Genomic DNA, 16675 nt, shown 5'->3' on the forward strand with positions numbered 1-16675 from the left:
AACTTGGCAATTCGCGCAATGATTACGCGATAAGCGACTGATACGTCCGAATTGCACTCCACACCACGCTGGACTTAGCGCCGCCATCACTCGCGCTTGGCTTGGTAACCATCGAAGACGTAGATCGACAAATCTAGGCGATGGAGCCGTGTCGATGACGTCAAAACAACATCAGCCGGAACGCGATCAGCGTCACCCCGGACGCCGTCTCTCCAGCGGGTGCACTTCAACACCTTGTCGCGAGATGGAAAAGTCCGCTGGTGCAGCTCGGCCTGATCACCCGATCATGGCAGAAATTTTAGACGCACTTGCGCGAGCTAGGATTAAGAATGACATCGGTAAGCAGCGTCGTCTCGTCGAGTTCAAGGACGGTTGCCGCTATGGAAAATTTGGAAAGACCAAGGCTTACGAATTGATCGCCGAGCAGCGGATCAAGGCCTATAAATTGGGAGGCAAGACCATGATCGACCTCGACAGCGTTGACGAATTTCACGCCTCGCTGCCCAGAGTTGAATCAAGAGCAAGCTAGGCCGCAGACCGACTTAGCAAGACGGTGCGCCTCCCGTCACGAAGGCTGTCGAGCCGATCAGCCCAGTGCTGCATCAAACGTACACGCTCGGTCCAATACTCCGCTCGGTTATAGATGCTGCGAATCTTGTTCTTGTCGCCCTTGCCAAGTTGGCGCCGCACCACCTCGTCGCGTCGCCGCCGCTTCTTTTCCTCCGTGGAATGGGCAAGTTGGGATTCAACGACATCGCCGTCGAACGCACCCTCCTCGTTGAGCAAGGTCGACGCTGTCGAACGGAAGCCGTGCGCGCAATGGTCGCCTCCGGGACCGGTATCGTAGCCCATGATCCGTAGAGCCTTGTTGAGCGTGTTGTCAGACATAGGCACATCATCATCGTATGAAAACAAGTAGCGGCATCGGCCGCTCAACTGCCGCAGCTTCAAAAGAATAGCGAGCGCCTGGCGGGAAAGAGGCACTTCGTGATCATCGCGCATCTTCATCTTCTCGGCGGGGATCAACCATACCCGGTTCGCCTCGTCGAATTCGGTCCACTCCGCTAGCCGAAGCTCGCCCGGCCGCACCATGGTCAAGGCGATCAACTTGAGCGCGTAGCGCACTAATCCGCCGTTTTTGGCGTCGTAGACTTCAATGCGGCGCATCAGGTCGCCAACCTCGTCCGGGTCGGTCAGAGCCGGGCGCGGGTTTGCCTTGGGTGCCTTGGTAAGCGCGTGCTTCAAATCGCGGGTGGGATCGCTGCTGCAATACGACGCGCCAATACCAAATTGGAAGACCCGCGAGGCCGTCGAGCGCAGCCGGCCGACGGTATAGTAGCGGCCGCGGGCTTCGACGCGCCGCATCGCTGTCAGCAAATCGGGAGGCTCGATCTCACACAACGGTCGATCGCCGATCTCGCGATTGAGCTGGCCGAGATTCCAACGCTCCCGCTTGATCGTCGCTTTGGCCTTGTTTTCCTTCTCGAGCTTCTTGCTCACCCATTCCTCGCCGACCGTGCGAAAGGTGTGCTTTTGCTTCTCGTCGTCCTTTCGCTGCGCCTCGCGCACTGCGGCCGGATCCTGCCCCTGGTCTAGCAATTTCTCTGCGTCGTGCCGCTTCTCGCGGGCGGACTTCAGTCCGACGCCGGGAAAGGTGCCAAAGGACAGGTTCTTGCGTTTGCCGCCGAAACGGTAGCGGTAGAGCCACAGCCTAGTCCCATTGGGTCGCACCACAACGCTTAGGCCCTGGCCGTCAGCGAGCGTGTATTCCTTGTCGGCCGGCTTGGCATTGCGGATTTTGGTGTCGCTCAGTTCCTCCATGGGAGAGGTCCCTCGTAAACTGCGAAGCGCCAGTGTACCCGGCCTTTCAGGTGTACCCACAGTGTACCCAGAGAAGCCGGATTGCGTCGGACAGCCGCGAACGGCGCCGAGCGCCAATATACGCTCAAAGCCTGATTTTACGAGCGTTCTGAGTGGTCGGCGAACGAGCGCGGACGACAAAGAACTAGGCTGGATGGAAAATGGTGCCCCGAGACGGAATCGAACCGCCGACCCCATCATTACGAATGACGTGCTCTACCAGCTGAGCTATCGGGGCGCGGAGGCGGGTGTAAGGGAAAGGGAGCGCGGGCGCAAGGCGGCGTTTTCGGCCCCGTCCGGCGCCGCCTGCGGCCCCGTTTCTGGCCGCGTTTCTGGCCGCGATTCTGGCCTCGTTTCTGGCCGCATTTCCGGCCGCGTTCCGGGCGCGGCCGCGGCCCCTGCCGCTGAACCTCGATTCGGCCGAAACCGAAGCATGCGGCGTGCGGTAAGGCTATAGAACGCCGGCATGACGACGCTCCTCTCGCTGCTGCCTCTCCTCCTCGTGCTGGGCCTGCTCGCTTCGGGCCGCGCCAGCGCCCTCGTGGCGGGTCTGGCCGGGCTCGCCGCCACCCTCGCCGCCTCGGCCGCCCTGGTGATGCAGGCGCCAGGACCGGAAGGGGGTGGACCCGCCGCCGTGGCGCTGCTGTTCCGCCGCGAGGTGCCGGCGGGCCTCTGGCTCTCCTGGCACGTGATCGCGATCATCGTCACCGGCGTCTTCTTCCACCGCGCCAACCTCGCGCGGGGCGGTGGAATCGGCGGGACCGGGGCGCTCGAGGCGACGCCGCGCCGCCTCTTCTCCGTCTGCTTCCTGCTGGCGCCCTTCGCCGAATCGGTGACCGGCTTCGGCGTCGGCTACATCATCGCGCTGGCGGCGCTGCGCCGGCTGGGGATCGGCGGCCTGCCCGCCCTGCTGCTCGGCCTCTACAGCCAGTCGCTGGTGCCGTGGGGCGCGCTCGCCATCGGCACCACGGTCGGCGCGACGCTCGCAGGCCTGACGCCCAACCAGCTCGGGCTCGGCTCGGCGGTGCTGCAGGTGCCGATCCACTTCCTCTATCTCGGCCTCTACTGGCGCTTCGCGCGCGAGGCGGGCGTGCCCGTGCCGGCGCTGCAGAAGCTCGACGACACGCTGTGGACGGCGCTGCTGCTGGCGCTGATCTGGCTGACCAACCGCGCCAGCGACGTCGAGATCGCGGCGGCGGCGCCCACCGCCTTCCTGCTCGCGGTGCGCTTCTGGCGCGACGAGCGGCCCGACGGCGCTGCCCTGCGCGCCACGCTGCGCACCGCCGCGCCCTATGTCGCGCTGACGCTGGTCCTCTGCGCCACGCGTCTCGTCACGCCGCTGCGCGACCTGCTGAAGCCCCTGGGGGCGATGCGCCCGTTCGACAACCAGCCGGCCTTCGCGCCCTTCTACGCGCCGGGCTTCTGGCTGCTGGCGATCGGCCTCGCGGTCGTGATCGTGGCGCGCGCGCCGCTCGGCCGGGTCGCGAAGGAAGCGCTCACCGGCGCCTGGCGCGCCTGCGCCGTCACGCTCGCCTTCGTGGTGATGGCGGAGTTCTACGTGGGCTCGGGCATGGCGGCCGCGATCGCCGAGGCGCTGCGCGGCGTGGCGGGCCGGGGCGCGGCGCTGGGCGTGCCGCTGTTCGCCGCCGTCGGCGGCTTCCTCACGGGGAGCGGCGCGGCGGCCAACGCCATGCTGATGCCGATGGAGATCGCGCTCGCCCGCGCCGTCGCCGTCGATCCCGCCTGGATCGCCGCCGTCCAGAACAGCGTCACGACGAACCTCACCATGCTGTCGCCGATCCGCGTCTCGATGGGCGCGGCGATCCTCGCCCTCTCGACCTCCGACGCCGTCCTCTACCGCCGCGCCTGGCCGCTCGCCCTGCCGCCGTTGCTGACGGGGTTTGCGGCGGTGGTGGTGTTGCTCGTACATCCCTGAAACTGTCGCGAGCGCCGACCTCGGATTTTGGAGAGACACGCAGTCATGGTCGATAAAGTCGTCAAGGGACCGGCCTCCTATTTTCCGTCGATCGAGAAGAAGTACGGGCGTCCCATCCACGAGTGGCAAGCCCTTGTGCGGAAGGCTCTTCCGGCCAGGCATATGGAACTGGTCGCGATGCTGAAGAACGACCACGGCATGGGCCACGGGCACGCCAACGCTATCGTGGCGCATACGCTGGCAGAGGACACGAAGTAGAGCCGAGCGGCGACGCAATCCGGCTAACGACTACGGCTCCCACTTCACACCCTCTGGCACAGTCGCATTTTGCCTCTATGATCGCCGCCGCCCCGCGGATGGGGCGGATTTCGCGGGAGGGAACGATGGCCAAGGTGGCATTTCTGGGACTGGGCGTGATGGGCTTTCCGATGGCGGGGCATCTCGCCGCCAAGGGCCACGAGGTCACGGTCTATAACCGCACCTTCGCCAAGGCCGAGGCCTGGACGCAGAAGCACAAGGGCAAGGCCGCGAAGACCCCGCGCGAGGCCGCGACCGGCCAGGAGATCGTGTTCTGCTGCGTCGGCAACGACGACGATCTGCGCTCGGTCGTGCTGGGTCCCGACGGCGCCTTTGCCGGCATGTCCAAGGGCACCATCTTCTTCGACAACACCACGGCCTCGGCCGACATCGCCCGCGAACTCCACGCCGAGGGCAAGAAGCTCGGCATCGACTTCATCGACGCGCCGGTGTCGGGCGGCCAGGCGGGCGCCGAGAACGGCCAGCTCACCGTGATGTGCGGCGGCGATGCCGCTCCGTTCGAGCGCGCCAAGCCGGTGGCCGACGCCTTCTCCAAGGCAGTGACGCTGATCGGCCCGTCGGGCGCCGGCCAGGTCACCAAGATGATGAACCAGATGTGCATCGCCGGCATCGTGCAGGGCCTCGCCGAAGCGCTGAACCTCGGCCAGCGCGCCGGGCTCGACATGGAGAAGGCGCTGGGCGCCATCTCCAAGGGCGCGGCGCAGAGCTGGCAGATGGAGAATCGCTGGCAGAACATGGTGAACGGCAAGTTCGACTACGGCTTCGCCGTCGACTGGATGCGCAAGGATCTCGGCATCGCGCTGGCCGAGGGCAAGCGCCAGAAGGCCGCCATGCCGCTGGTCGCGCTGGTCGACCAGTTCTACGAGCGCGTGCAGGCGCGCGGCGGCGGACGCTGGGACACGTCGAGCCTGATCCAGCCTCTGCAGAAGCCGTAGGGCGACGCGATGAACGGCAACACGAGCGGCTATACGCTGTGGGGCCGGCCCGGCTGGGGCTCGGCCATCGTGGAGGCGCAGCTCGACTGGTACGGGCTGCCCTTCGCCTTCGAGCCGGTCGAGGATCTGTTCAAGACGCCCGGCGCGAAGGCGAAGCTCGAGAAGGTCAATCCGCTGGCGCAGGTGCCGACGCTGGTCCTGCCCGACGGCACCGTGATGAGCGAGAGCGCGGCGATCACGCTGCTGCTGGCCGATCTCACGGGACAGGACTCGCTGGTCCCGGCGGCCGGCGCACCGGAGCGCGCGTCGTTCCTGCGCTGGCTGGTGTTTCTGGTCGCCAACATCTATCCCACCTTCACCTATGCCGACGATCCGTCGCGCTTCGTCTCGGTCAACAACGCGCGCGATCCGTTCCGCGCCGCCACCGACGCCTATGCCCAGCGGCTGTGGCGCCAGGTCGAGAGCGCGGCCGGCACGCCTTGGTTTTTAGGCGAGCGGTTCTCCGCCCTCGACCTCTATATCGACGTCATGACGCGCTGGCGTCCGCGCCGTGGCTGGTTCGAGACTGAGACGCCCAAGCTGTTCGCCATCGCGCGCAAGGCCGATCAACGGCCGGAACTGAAAGAAACCTGGAGGAGGAACTTCCCGTGAAACGCTCCATCGATCGCCGCATGAACCGCCCCTTGAATCGCCGGAGCTTCGTTGCGCTCGCCACCACCGGCCTTGCCACGACCGCTCTCGCCGGGGGCGCGGGGGCGCAGGGCACCTATCCCGACAAGCCCATCACCATGGTGGTGCCGGCGCCGCCGGCCGGCGGCACCGATCTGGTGGCGCGTCTCTATTCGGATCTGCTGGGCCAGGAACTGGGCGTGCAGGTGATCGTCGACAACAAGGGCGGCGGCAACGGCAACATCGGCACGGCCATCGTCGCCCGCGCCAAGCCCGACGGCTACACGCTGCTGATGCAGTACTCGGCCTACCATTCGGCCAACCCGGCGCTGATCAAGGACCTGAACTGGAAGCCGGACGACTTCGTCGGCGTCGCCATGGGCGCGGTGGCGCCGCACGTCATCGTGGTCGCCAAGAAGGTGCCGGCCGACGATCTCAAGAGCTTCATCGCCTACGCCAAGGCCAATCCGGGCAAGCTGAACTACGCGTCGGTGGGCGCGGGCTCGGTGCCGCACCTCGGCGGCGTGCTGCTGAACAAGGCGGCAGGCCTCGACCTGATCCACGTGCCCTACAAGGGCGCCGGCCCGGCGACGGCCGACACGGTGGCGGGCCAGGTCGAGCTGCTGATCGTGACGCCGCCTTCGGTCTCCGCGCACATCCGCAGCGGCAACCTCAAGGCCTTGGCGCTGGCGAGCGGCCAGCGGCATCCGGCCTTCCCCGACATTCCCACGACGGCGGAAGCGGGCCTGCCGGGCTTCGTCCTCGATGGCTGGTTCGCGCTGTTCGCGCCGGCCGGCACGCCGCAGCCGATCGTCGACAAGCTGAACGCCGCGATGCGCAAGATCGGCAAGATGGAAGCCGTCGTGGCCCGTGCCAACCAGCTCGGCACCGTGCTGAAGGACTGGACGCCCGCCCAGATGAACGACTTCGCCAAGGGCGAGGTCGAGACCTGGGGCAAGGTGATCCGCGAGAACAACATCACGTTTACGGAGTAGGTCGCCTTCGATCTCTTCTCACCTCCCCCGTCACACGGGGGAGGCGAAGATTCGCGGGCGCCTAGAACACCTGCCGCACGCCGACGATCTGGCCGAGCGAGCGGCCGACATGCTCGGCGGTCGCGGGCTCCAGCCCCTCCACCTCGATCTCGACGCTCAACGCATCGCCGTCGGCCTGGGCGAAGACGCGGGCCGGGACGAGGCCGCGCTTGGCGATCAGCTCGAGCGCGCGCGGCAACACGCCGGGCTCGGCGTCGGCCTCGAAACAGTAACGGACGGCGGAATTGCTACGCTTGAGGGAGAGAACGGCAGACATCGGACGATTCCTTGGACGAATGACAGGCGAACGCGGCAACGCAACGGTTTGCAGTGCAAACCGTGGTGCTAATTCGCCGTCCAGGGAGGTCCGTGCGGGCCATGACGCGACTATAGCGTCGGAGACGGCGGGCGCGCTAGGGTCCGGGCAAGGAACCCGCCGGGAAGGAAACAAAAATGCGTTCGACGCCCATCTACGAGGTGCATGCGGTCAAGTATGCCCACCTGCCGCGCAAGGCATGGGAAGTGCAGATCAACCCCGACCCGCACGACGCCGACTTCCCGATGGACTATTTCGTCTGGGTCGCCCTCCCGCTCGACGAGAGCGGCCATCGCACGATCGGCGGCAAGCCCATCGTGATCGATACCGGCTTCAACGCCACGGTCGGCAAGCAGCGCGGCCGCGAGGTGAAGAAGAACCCGGCCGATCTCCTCGGTGAAATCGGCGTCGATGCGAAGGAGGTCGAGGACGTCATCGTCACCCATCTCCACTACGACCATATCGGCAACTGGGACCGCTTCCCCAAGGCGCGCTTCCATCTCCAGGACAAGGAGATGAACTTCGCGACCGGCCGGCACATGTGCAAGGGACCGTTCCGCCACGCCTACGAGTGCGAGGACATCGTCGGCATGGTGCGCGCGCTGTACGGCGGCCGGCTGGTGTTCCACGACGGCGACGAGGAGCTGCAGCCCGGCATCTCGCTGCACCTGATCGGCGGTCACACTGCCGGTATCCAGTCGGTGCGCATCAACACGCGCAACGGGTGGCTCGTGCTGGCCTCCGACGCCAGCCACTATTTCTGGGGCGTGAACAACGACAAGCTGTTCTCGATCGTCTACTCGGTCGCCGACATGCTGGCGGGCTACGACAAGCTCAAGAAACTCGCCGACGGCCGCGTCGAGATGGTGATCCCAGGCCACGACGCCGAGGTGATGAAGCGCTACCCGGCCTCGGGCAAGGGTCTGGAAGGCATCAGCGTCCGGCTCGACTGAGCCGAAAGGAAGCCGCGTGGCCCGCCTCGTCTTCGGCATGAACCAGTCGCTGGACGGCTATGTCGACCACCTGTCGTTCGGGCCAAGCCCCGCGCTCTTCCGCCACTTCATCGAGGAGGCCGAGGGGCAGGCCGGCAGTCTCTACGGCCGCACCCTCTACGAGCTGATGCGGTACTGGGACGAGGACCAGCCCGACTGGGACGCCGAGCGCTACGCCTTCGCGGCGGCGTGGCGCCGGCAACCCAAATGGGTCGTCTCGCGCTCGCTGAAGTCGGTCGGCCCCAACGCCACGCTCATCCGCGACGATCTTGAGGGCGCGGTCCGCGCCCTCAAGACCGAACGCGATGGCGAGATCGAGGTCGCCGGCCCGACCCTGGGACAAAGCCTCACCGAGCTCGGCCTGATCGACGAGTACCGGATCTACCTGCACCCGGTCGTGCTGGGGCGCGGCACGCCCTACTTCGCCGGACCGCGACCGCCGCTTCGCCTCGTGGCCCACGACCGGATCGGCGAGGACGTGCTGAGACTGCGCTACGTCCCGGCCTGACCTTCCGGCCGCCGCCTCACGCCGCGAGGGCGGCCCGGGACTTTCCGATCATCAGCGCCGCCCGCGCGGCCTCGCGGCCCTTCTCGACGAAGTGCGCGCGGAAGATCGCGTTGTGATGTTCGGTCTCCTGGTAGTGATGCGGCGTCAGCGAAACCGACAGGACCGGGACGCCGGTATCCAGGCCGGCGCGCATCAGCCCGTCGACCACGGCCTGGGCGACGAAATCGTGCCGGTAGATGCCGCCATCGACCACGAAGGCGGCGGCGGCGACGGCGGCGTACTTCCCGGTCGCCGCGAGGTCGCGCGAGAACAGCGGCAGCTCGAAGGCGCCCGGCACGTCGAACACGTCGACCTGCGCGGCGGGAATCAGTTCGAGGAATCCCTCGAGCGCACGGTCGACGATGTCGGCGTGCCACCTGGCTTTGACGAAGGCATAGCGGGCTTGTGTGTGGCGGGCTTGTGTCATGGCAATCTCCTTTGGCGAACGACACGTCACCCAAGGCGATCACGCGCGGACCGGCCGCTCTGCCGAGGCAGCGGGACCCACGTTCTCTTTCATCCGGACTATGACCGTCGGCTCAGGCCTCGCACCTGATCTGCTGACCCTTCCTCGCGGAAGGCGCTCGCGGGCTCGCGGCTCGCGCCGCATACCGCCGGTAGGGAGTTTCACCCTGCCCTGAGAACGGCGAAACCCTAGGAGCCGGTTTCCCGGAAGGCAATGCGCTCTCGCATTACTTCTTCTCGACGTTCCACGAGGCGAGCGCAGGCGAGCGCACCGTGCCTGTTCACCTCTTTCCGACGTCGCGCCGCGCCTCCTCGGTGAGCCAGCGACGGTAGAGGTCGACCGCGCGGCCGTTGGCGCCGCCCCTCCGCGTGACGACATGGAAACCGCGGCCGCTGCGCCGGCGGAAGGTGAAGGGACAGACGAGACTGCCCTCGGCGATTTCCGGCTCAGCGAGCGCGCGCATGCCGATGGCCACGCCGATTCCTTCGGCCGCGGCCTGGAAGCTGAGGTTCAGCGTCTCGAACTCCGGGCCACGGCCGGGATCGACCGCCTGCAGGGCGCGCGCCAGCGCCGGGCTGACCGGCGAACGGGCGAAGGCATCGAGCCACTGGCGCCATTCGGCAGGCAGCGGCCGCGAATGGATCAGCACCTGCCGCGCCAGCCGTTCGACGCGTTGCAGTTCGCTGCGGCAGCCGTCGAACACGCCGGGCGCGCTGACGGCCACGATCTCGATGTCGAGCAGCTTCTCGCAGACCGTGCCCGCCGGCGGCGCGGCAAGATCGGCCTCCGCGCCGAGCCTGATCGCAATGTCGGTACCGTCGTCGCGATGGAAATCGACATCGGTGAGCGACGTCGCGATCTGGACGTCGATCTCGGGATGGCGGTCGAAGAAGCGGCTCCAGCGCGGCAGCAGCCAGCGCGCCGCGAAGGTCGGATAGCAGGCGACGACGATGCGGTTGGGATTGCGACTGCCCACCAACCGGCGCGTCGCGGCCTCGACCGCGGTCAGCGGCCCCGAGACGTCGCGCAGATAGAGCTCGCCCTGTGGCGTCAGCACCAGCCCGTGCGCGGTGCGTTCCAGCAGGCGCACCCCCAGATGCTCCTCGAGCTTGCGCACCAGCCGGCTGACCGCACCCGCGGTCACGCCGAGCCGCTGGGCTGCGCGAGAGAAACTCAATTCTTGGCCGGCCTGAACAAAACTCCTCAGGCCATTCAGTGGCGGCAAATCGTCGGGCATGCGGAAGGCCTGTTTTGATCAAAATTCAAAATACAGGCCGATTTAATCGTTTGCCCGCGCGACCGTCCAGCGGCGAGTGTTCCGCAAAACAGCCTTGGAGGAACGCATGGACACGCACCTGACCGCGCAATCTCAGCCGCGCGGAGCGACCGCACGGCGCGGGTCCGACCATGTCGGCGGCGACAGCCGCGAACTCAATTTCTTCCAGGCGGATGCCGGCCTGCGGGATCTTCTCCGCCTTTATCTCAGCGCCGACGAGCAGGTGCATTTCTGGCCGCACTTCGACCGGCTCGGCCGGCTGGCCGGCGGCGACCTCGATCGCTGGGCCGATCAGGCCGACAAGCATCCGCCGGTGCTGCACAACCGCGACCGCTTTGGCCGCGACGTGCAATGGATCGAGCATCATCCCGCCTACCACGAGATGGAGAAGGTGGGCTTCCACGAGTTCGGCCTGCACGCCGCACCGCACCGGCCGATCCTCGGCTGGCCGACCGGCGTCTCGCCGATGGTCAAGTTCACGCTGCATTATCTCTTCTCGCAGGCCGAGTTCGGCCTGATGTGCCCGCTCGCCGTCACCGAGCTCGCGGCCATGCTGGTGCTGCGCTACGGCTCCGAGGAGCTGCGCGAGAAGTACGGCCGGCGCATGATCTCCCTCGATCCCGCCGAACTGATGCAGGGCGCGCAGTTCATGACGGAGAAGGCGGGCGGCTCGGACGTCGGCGCCAACGAGCTTCGCGCCGTGCCCGACGGTCGCCACTGGCGCCTGCACGGCGAGAAGTGGTTCTGCTCCAACGCCGGCTGCGACGTCGCGGTCCTGCTGGCGCGGATCGACGGCGACCCGCCGGGAACCGCCGGCCTCACCGCCTTCGTGGTGCCGCGCGACCTCGACGACGGTTCGCGCAACGCCTATCGCATCGAGCGCCTCAAGGACAAGCTGGGCAGCAAATCGCTGGCGAGCGGCGAGATCACCTACAACGGCGCGCTGGCCTACATGCTCGGCGAGCGCCGCCAGGGCATCAAGATCCTGCTCGACCAGGTCAACATGTCGAGGCTCTCGCACGGCATGCGGGCAGCGGCGACGATGCGGCGCGCCTGGCACGAATCGCTGGCCTTCGCCCGCTCGCGGATCTTGTTCGGCCAGCCCGCCCTGCGCCAGCCGCTGATGCGGCGACAGCTGCTGCAGGTGCTGATTCCGACGGAGCAGGCGCTTTCGACGTCGTGCTACGGCGCCGACGTGCTGCGGCGCGGCGAGGAAGGTTCGAACACCGCCGCGCAGCTCCTGCGCCTGATCACGCCCGTCATCAAGATGCGCAGCAATCGCGACAACGTGCGGGCGACGGCCAAGGCCATCGAGATCCGCGGCGGCAACGGGGTGATCGAGGACTGGGTCAACTCCCGCCTGCTGCGCGATTCCTTCATCCCCGTCCTGTGGGAAGGCACGAGCATCATCAACTCGATCGACGTCGTGCGCCGTGCGATCGGCAAATCGCAGGCGCAGGGCGCACTGCGCACCGAGCTTCAGCGGCTGCTGGCGGAAGCCGAAGGCGTGCCGGCTTCCTACCGCGACCGTCTCGCCGCGCTTTGCGACAGGGCGGTCGATTATGCCGAGCGCATCGCCGCCGACTCCGGGGGAGAGAAGCACGCGCGGCTCGCCACCAGCGCGCTCTATCATGCCCTGTCGGCCGTGCTGCTGGCCTGGGAAGGCGACCGCATCGGCCGCGACGGCGGCGATGCCCGCCGTCTCCTGATGTCGCGCTTCGTCGTGGAGCACCGTCTCGATCCGCAGCCGGCGCTGACGGTGCCCTCCGATGCCTGGGAGGACGAAGCCGCGGAGTGGTTGCTGGACGACGCGCCGGTACCGCTCGAGCGCGCGGCCGCCCTCGTCGCAAGCGCGACCCGCTGAGGCGTCCGACCAACAGGAGGAAACAGTGAAGAAGACAGTATCGCTGCTGCTCGCCCTCGCCCTGTCGATCCCGTGCATGATGGCGGGCCAGGCCGAGGCACAGACCTATCCGGACCGGCCGGTGCGCCTGATCGTGCCGTTCCCGCCGGGCGGCGCGACCGACGTGAACGCCCGCATCCTCGCCGCCGAACTGACCGCACTTCTCAAGCAGCCGTTCGTCATCGACAACCGTCCCGGCGCGTCGGGCACGATCGGCATCGATCTGGTGGCGAAGGCTCCGCCAGACGGCTACACGCTGGGCGTGAGCGGCGTCGGGCCGACCGCGATCCTGCCGATCATCGATCCCAAGCTGCCCTACAACCCCGCGCGCGACCTCGAGATCGTGGCGGGCCTCGGTCGCATCGACTTCGTGCTGGTGGCGCGCCCCGGCCTGCCGGTCGCCAATCTTCCGGAACTCGTTGCCTATGCGAAGGCCAATCCCGGCAAGGTGACCTATGCGACGGCGGGCGTCGCGGGTCCCCAGCAACTGCAGATCGAGCACCTCTCCCTGTTGGCGGGCATGAAGCTCTTCCTGGTGCCCTTCCCCGGCGACAGCCAGGCGACCGCGGCGGTGGTCGCGGGCGACGTCGACATCGCGCTGATGGGCATCGCCACCGGCATCGGGCTGGTGAAGGCCGGCAAGGTGAAGGCCCTCGCAATGGCCGGCAGCGAGCGCAGTCCGACCCTGCCCGAGGTTGCTACCGCAGCCGAGCAGACCGGCTTCACGGAGTTTACCGGCTACACCTGGAACCTCCTGGTGGCACCCAAGGGCACGCCCGCCGCCGTCATCGCCCGGCTGAACGAAGCGATCGCCGAGGCCGCCGGCAAGCCGGAAGTCCAGGCCAAGCTGGAAGCCCTTGGCATCCGCCCCCTCGGCGGCAGTGCCGCGGCGGTCACCGAGTTCGTCGCCCGCGAGACGGAGAAGAACCGTCGGGTGATCGAGGTGACCGGCATCCGTCGCGAGTAGATCCCGCGGCACCCGTTCATCGCCTCTGCGCCGGACGCGGTGCCGTCGCGGACGCGAGAGGGGGGCCTTCGCCTGGGGAGCGAAGGCCCTTCGTCTTCTGGAGGTTCGTGTTACTTCTTCTCGACGTTCCACAGCGCCAGCGCCGGCGAGGGCAGCAGGCCCGACGCCTTGCGACCGACCGCCGTGGGGGTCGTGAACTGGCCGAGCGGCGCATGCGTGGGATACTCGGCGGCGCGGGCCTGGACCTGCGCGGCGATCTCCTTCTGCTTCGCCGGATCGGTCTCCTTGGCGTAGGCGTCGCGCAGCTTCTCCAGCTCCGGGTCGCACGGCCAGCCGAACGTCGCCTTGTCGCAGGAGGCGTTGAGGAAGGCGGCGGCCACCGGGTCGAGCACGTCGACGGCGGCCCAGGACGTGAAGAACGCGCTCCAGCCACCCGCGTTCAGCGGATCCTTCTTGGCGCGGCGGCCGACCAGCGTCTGCCAGTCCATCGACTGCAGGTCGACCTTGAAGCCGGCCTTCTCGAGCTGCGGCTTGGCCACGGTGGCAAGGTTGTTGTGCCCGGCAATGTCGGTCTGGTGCATCAGCACGACCGGCGTGCCGTCATAGCCCGCCTCGGTCAGGAGCTGCTTCGCCTTGGCGGCGTTGCCCGAAAGCTTGTCTTCCCAGCCCTTCGTCGTCTCGCTCGGCGAGCCGCAGGGGAACAGCGACTTGCACTCCTTGTAGAACTCGGGATTGCCGACATTGGCGTCGAGGAAATCCTTCTGGTTCAGGGCGTAGAGCACGGCCTGCCGGACCTTGGCGTTGTCGAACGGCTTGTGCAGCACGTTGAAGCGCATCGAATACTGGCGGCCGGCCTGGTTCACGACCTGGACCTTGATGCCCTTCTCCTTCTGGATCAGCGGCAGCAGGTCGGGCGGCACGATCTCGATCATGTCGACTTCGTCGTTCAGCAGCGCGTTGACCTGCGTTTGCGCGTCCGGGATCCAGACCCATTCGACGCGATCGACCTTGGCGACCTTGCCACCCGAAAGGCCGGCCGACGGTTCGGCGCGCGGCTTGTAGTTCGTGTTCCTGACGTAGACCGCCTTCTCGCCGGGCTTCCACTCGTCCTTCTTGAAGATGAACGGGCCGGAGCCGGTGGCGTCGGTGATCTGCGTATTGGGATCAGTCTCGGCGACCCGCTTCGGCATCATGAACGGCACGTTGGAGCCGGGCTTGCCCAGCGTGTTGAGCACCAGGCCGTAGGGCTCCTTCAGCACCATCTTGATGGTCTTGTCGTCGGGCGCCGACAGCTCGGACACGAAGGACATCAGCTTCTGGCCCATCGCATCCTTGGCGCCCCAGCGCTTCAGCGAGGCGACGCAATCCTCGGCCGTCACCGGCTTGCCGTCATGCCAGGCGAGCCCGTCGCGCAGGGTGAAGGTCCAGGTGAGCTTGTCGGGCGAGACGTCCCACTTCTCGACCATCTGCGGCTTGACCTGCAGCTTGTCGTCGAGCGCGAACAGCGTGTCGTAGACCAGATAGCCGTGATGCTGGGTGATCAGCGCCGTCGTCCAGATCGGATCGATGATCTTGAGGTCCGAATGCAGTGCCACCTTGAGCGCGGGCTGCGCGGACGCAGGCGCGGCAAACGGCACCACCGCGGCCGCGGCGGCGAGCGCGCAGATGAAACGACGAGCGATGTTCCGCATGAAAACTCCTTACCCTTGCCTTCCCCGGCGGCCGGACAATAGAGGTTGCGGCCGACGGGCGCGATGCCCTGACGGCTCAATCAATCGTCAGTCGCCCTGCGCGATGTCGAGAAGCGCCTGCCGATCCACCAGCTTGACGCGCGGCCGTCCCTGGGCGGCGCCGGCGGCGACCTCCGCCTTGTCGATACGGCGCCAGCCCTCGGCGTCGACGGCGAGCGGCAGGATGTCGGGGCCGCTCTTGGGATCGCGGTCCTCGAGCCAGGCGATCACTTCCTTGGCCACCGCATGGCTGTCGGCGCGGTTGGTCGGGATGGTGCCGCTCGGGCCGCGACGCGCCCAGCCCACGGCGAAGACACTGTCCGCCTCAGGAAAGGCCTCGCCGGTATAGCCGATGCAGGTGACGACGAGGTCGGCGGGGACGGTTCCGGTCGACAGGTCGACCTCGCCCGGACGGATCGCCTTGGGCGTCTCGTGGAAGCGGAAATGAACCGTCACCGGCTTCTCCCCCGGCTTGTGAGCGGCGAAGCCTTTCAGCGTCTCGATGTTCTTGGCCTTGCGCAGCCTCTCCGGTGTGGGATCGGCGGCCGGCGCCACGGCGTCCAGCACGCTCGCATCGGCGACCGCGACGGCGCGTGCCAGGCGGCCCATCTCGGCCAGTTCGTTGGGGGTAAAGGAGGCCTGTTCGGCGCCGCGCCGGCCGATCACCTGGATGTCCTTGAGCGGCGCGGCCGCGATCGCCGCAGCCGCCTCGGGCACGATGTCGGACTTGACCATCTCGTCCGGCGTCTTGGCCAGCAGGCGCGCCACATCGAGGGCGACATTGCCGTTGCCGATGACGGCCACCGACTTCACGGCCGACAGATCGGGTCCCTCGCGGAAATCGGGATGCCCGTTCAGCCAGGCCACGAAGCGCCACGAGCCCCAGACATGCGGCAGGTCCTCGCCCGGAATGCCGAGCCTGCGGTCGATCACCATGCCGGTGGCGACGACCACGGCGTCGTAGGACTCGACGAGTTCCTCCCAGGTGAGGTCTCGGCCGATGTCGAGATTGCCCGCGAATCGCAGGTCGGGCTGGTCGAGCAGCTTGTCGAACTGCCGCACCACGGCCTTGGTGCCCTGGTGGTCGGGGGCGACGCCGGCCCGGACGAGCCCGTAGGGGGTCGGCAGGCGGTCGATGATGTCGATGCGGAGGTCCGGCCGGCCGCGCAGCAGCCCGTCCGCGGCGTAGAAACCGGAAGGTCCGGCGCCGACGATGGCAACCCTGTGAGTCATGGAGGCCCGCTTAGCATATGATGGGCGGATGGCTAAATACGCAAAACTCCGACAGCTCGGGCACGAGACGCCCGTCCCCGCCTCGCCCGCCGAGGCCCTTCTCGAGACGGTGCCCAATCCGCATCCGGGCACGCTCTATCTCGCGCGCTTCATGCAGCCCGAGTTCACCTCGCTCTGCCCGGTGACCGGCCAGCCCGATTTCGCGCACCTCGTGATCGACTACGTGCCGCGGGCCAAGCTGGTGGAGAGCAAGTCGCTGAAGCTCTATCTCAACAGCTTCCGCAACGAGGCCTCCTTCCACGAGGACTGCACCGTGGGCATCGGCAAGCGGCTGGTGAAGGAACTGTCGCCGCGCTGGCTCAGGATCGCGGGCTACTGGTATCCGCGCGGCGGCATGCCGATCGACGTCTTCTGGCAGACCGCCGCGCCGCCCAAGGGCCTGTGGCTGCCGGACACCGGCGTCGCGTCCTATCGCGGCCGGGGATAGTGGCCA

Annotated in this window: 17 protein-coding genes, 1 tRNA gene and 1 riboswitch; of the genes, 11 read left to right on the plus strand and 7 right to left on the minus strand. The window is 67.4% G+C overall.

Features of this window, described 5'->3' with window-relative positions; all coding sequences use genetic code 11:
- The first annotated feature begins 154 nt into the window (after window positions 1–154).
- Window positions 155–529 (plus strand): MerR family transcriptional regulator, encoded by a 375-nt coding sequence (locus tag LJ725_RS16905; RefSeq protein ID WP_230551811.1) that lies wholly within the window; start codon window positions 155–157, stop codon window positions 527–529.
- Here LJ725_RS16905 and LJ725_RS16910 read toward each other — a convergent pair.
- A complete protein-coding gene (locus tag LJ725_RS16910; RefSeq protein ID WP_230551812.1) occupies window positions 526–1821 on the minus strand; it encodes a tyrosine-type recombinase/integrase in 1296 nt (431 codons plus the stop codon). The genes LJ725_RS16905 and LJ725_RS16910 overlap by 4 nt on opposite strands.
- Before the next feature lie 201 nt (window positions 1822–2022).
- Window positions 2023–2098: transfer RNA gene (locus LJ725_RS16915), tRNA-Thr, on the minus strand.
- Between the two features lie 228 nt (window positions 2099–2326).
- On the opposite strand from LJ725_RS16915, the gene LJ725_RS16920 reads away from it, so the two are divergent.
- From LJ725_RS16920 to LJ725_RS16940, 5 genes are all read left to right on the plus strand, one after another.
- Window positions 2327–3796, plus strand: coding sequence for an L-lactate permease (locus LJ725_RS16920; RefSeq protein WP_230551813.1), 1470 nt, complete (start codon window positions 2327–2329; stop codon window positions 3794–3796).
- A 45-nt stretch (window positions 3797–3841) separates the two neighbouring features.
- Complete coding sequence (locus LJ725_RS16925) at window positions 3842–4054, plus strand: DUF4287 domain-containing protein (protein ID WP_230551814.1); 213 nt, start codon at window positions 3842–3844, stop codon at window positions 4052–4054.
- A 125-nt stretch (window positions 4055–4179) separates the two neighbouring features.
- Complete coding sequence (locus LJ725_RS16930) at window positions 4180–5049, plus strand: NAD(P)-dependent oxidoreductase (RefSeq protein WP_230551815.1); 870 nt, start codon at window positions 4180–4182, stop codon at window positions 5047–5049.
- Between the two features lie 9 nt (window positions 5050–5058).
- A complete protein-coding gene (locus LJ725_RS16935) occupies window positions 5059–5700 on the plus strand; it encodes a glutathione S-transferase family protein (protein ID WP_230551816.1) in 642 nt (213 codons plus the stop codon).
- Complete coding sequence (locus tag LJ725_RS16940; RefSeq protein ID WP_230551817.1) at window positions 5697–6713, plus strand: Bug family tripartite tricarboxylate transporter substrate binding protein; 1017 nt, start codon at window positions 5697–5699, stop codon at window positions 6711–6713. Before LJ725_RS16935 ends, LJ725_RS16940 begins: the two co-directional genes overlap by 4 nt.
- 61 nt (window positions 6714–6774) lie before the next feature.
- Here LJ725_RS16940 and LJ725_RS16945 read toward each other — a convergent pair whose 3' ends face one another.
- Window positions 6775–7029, minus strand: coding sequence for a hypothetical protein (locus LJ725_RS16945; RefSeq protein WP_230551818.1), 255 nt, complete (start codon window positions 7027–7029; stop codon window positions 6775–6777).
- A gap of 176 nt (window positions 7030–7205) precedes the next feature.
- On the opposite strand from LJ725_RS16945, the gene LJ725_RS16950 reads away from it, so the two are divergent.
- On the plus strand, window positions 7206–8021 hold the full coding sequence (locus LJ725_RS16950) for an N-acyl homoserine lactonase family protein (protein ID WP_230551819.1): 816 nt from the start codon (window positions 7206–7208) through the stop codon (window positions 8019–8021).
- Between the two features lie 16 nt (window positions 8022–8037).
- The gene (locus LJ725_RS16955; RefSeq protein ID WP_230551820.1) at window positions 8038–8568 is read left to right on the plus strand and encodes a dihydrofolate reductase family protein; all 531 of its coding nucleotides are present in this window, start codon (window positions 8038–8040) and stop codon (window positions 8566–8568) included.
- A gap of 16 nt (window positions 8569–8584) precedes the next feature.
- Here LJ725_RS16955 and LJ725_RS16960 read toward each other — a convergent pair whose 3' ends face one another.
- Window positions 8585–9034: a 6,7-dimethyl-8-ribityllumazine synthase gene (locus LJ725_RS16960; RefSeq protein ID WP_230551821.1), complete on the minus strand. Its 450-nt coding sequence runs from the start codon at window positions 9032–9034 to the stop codon at window positions 8585–8587.
- Window positions 9035–9111: 77 nt separating this feature from the next.
- Window positions 9112–9256, minus strand: a riboswitch (FMN riboswitch).
- Between the two features lie 97 nt (window positions 9257–9353).
- Window positions 9354–10310, minus strand: a complete 957-nt coding sequence (locus tag LJ725_RS16965) for a LysR substrate-binding domain-containing protein (protein ID WP_268990717.1) — start codon at window positions 10308–10310, stop codon at window positions 9354–9356.
- A gap of 106 nt (window positions 10311–10416) precedes the next feature.
- Here LJ725_RS16965 and LJ725_RS16970 point away from each other — a divergent pair, with 106 nt between their 5' ends.
- Together LJ725_RS16970 and LJ725_RS16975 are read left to right on the plus strand one after the other, a co-directional pair.
- Complete coding sequence (locus tag LJ725_RS16970) at window positions 10417–12213, plus strand: acyl-CoA dehydrogenase family protein (RefSeq protein ID WP_230551823.1); 1797 nt, start codon at window positions 10417–10419, stop codon at window positions 12211–12213.
- Between the two features lie 25 nt (window positions 12214–12238).
- Window positions 12239–13219, plus strand: coding sequence for a Bug family tripartite tricarboxylate transporter substrate binding protein (locus tag LJ725_RS16975; RefSeq protein ID WP_230551824.1), 981 nt, complete (start codon window positions 12239–12241; stop codon window positions 13217–13219).
- Between the two features lie 110 nt (window positions 13220–13329).
- Here LJ725_RS16975 and LJ725_RS16980 read toward each other — a convergent pair whose 3' ends face one another.
- Both LJ725_RS16980 and LJ725_RS16985 read right to left on the minus strand, forming a co-directional pair.
- The gene (locus LJ725_RS16980) at window positions 13330–14910 is read right to left on the minus strand and encodes an ABC transporter substrate-binding protein (protein ID WP_230551825.1); all 1581 of its coding nucleotides are present in this window, start codon (window positions 14908–14910) and stop codon (window positions 13330–13332) included.
- An 87-nt stretch (window positions 14911–14997) separates the two neighbouring features.
- Window positions 14998–16182, minus strand: coding sequence for an FAD-dependent oxidoreductase (locus LJ725_RS16985; protein ID WP_230551826.1), 1185 nt, complete (start codon window positions 16180–16182; stop codon window positions 14998–15000).
- Window positions 16183–16210: 28 nt separating this feature from the next.
- Here LJ725_RS16985 and queF point away from each other — a divergent pair, with 28 nt between their 5' ends.
- Window positions 16211–16669, plus strand: a complete 459-nt coding sequence (gene queF / locus LJ725_RS16990) for a preQ(1) synthase (protein ID WP_230551827.1) — start codon at window positions 16211–16213, stop codon at window positions 16667–16669.
- Window positions 16670–16675: the final 6 nt, after the last annotated feature.

The organism is Reyranella aquatilis, from assembly GCF_020880995.1.
In the GTDB taxonomy this organism is placed as follows: Bacteria; Pseudomonadota; Alphaproteobacteria; order Reyranellales; family Reyranellaceae; genus Reyranella; species Reyranella aquatilis.

Coding starts and splice junctions, on each gene's coding strand:
- LJ725_RS16905 (WP_230551811.1), top strand. CDS start 155: ATGACGTCAAAACAACATCAGCCGGAACGCGATCAGCGTCACCCCGGA.
- LJ725_RS16910 (WP_230551812.1), bottom strand. CDS start 1,821: ATGGAGGAACTGAGCGACACCAAAATCCGCAATGCCAAGCCGGCCGAC.
- LJ725_RS16920 (WP_230551813.1), top strand. CDS start 2,327: ATGACGACGCTCCTCTCGCTGCTGCCTCTCCTCCTCGTGCTGGGCCTG.
- LJ725_RS16925 (WP_230551814.1), top strand. CDS start 3,842: ATGGTCGATAAAGTCGTCAAGGGACCGGCCTCCTATTTTCCGTCGATC.
- LJ725_RS16930 (WP_230551815.1), top strand. CDS start 4,180: ATGGCCAAGGTGGCATTTCTGGGACTGGGCGTGATGGGCTTTCCGATG.
- LJ725_RS16935 (WP_230551816.1), top strand. CDS start 5,059: ATGAACGGCAACACGAGCGGCTATACGCTGTGGGGCCGGCCCGGCTGG.
- LJ725_RS16945 (WP_230551818.1), bottom strand. CDS start 7,029: ATGTCTGCCGTTCTCTCCCTCAAGCGTAGCAATTCCGCCGTCCGTTAC.
- LJ725_RS16950 (WP_230551819.1), top strand. CDS start 7,206: ATGCGTTCGACGCCCATCTACGAGGTGCATGCGGTCAAGTATGCCCAC.
- LJ725_RS16960 (WP_230551821.1), bottom strand. CDS start 9,034: ATGACACAAGCCCGCCACACACAAGCCCGCTATGCCTTCGTCAAAGCC.
- LJ725_RS16965 (WP_268990717.1), bottom strand. CDS start 10,310: ATGCCCGACGATTTGCCGCCACTGAATGGCCTGAGGAGTTTTGTTCAG.
- LJ725_RS16970 (WP_230551823.1), top strand. CDS start 10,417: ATGGACACGCACCTGACCGCGCAATCTCAGCCGCGCGGAGCGACCGCA.
- LJ725_RS16980 (WP_230551825.1), bottom strand. CDS start 14,910: ATGCGGAACATCGCTCGTCGTTTCATCTGCGCGCTCGCCGCCGCGGCC.
- LJ725_RS16985 (WP_230551826.1), bottom strand. CDS start 16,182: ATGACTCACAGGGTTGCCATCGTCGGCGCCGGACCTTCCGGTTTCTAC.
- queF (WP_230551827.1), top strand. CDS start 16,211: ATGGCTAAATACGCAAAACTCCGACAGCTCGGGCACGAGACGCCCGTC.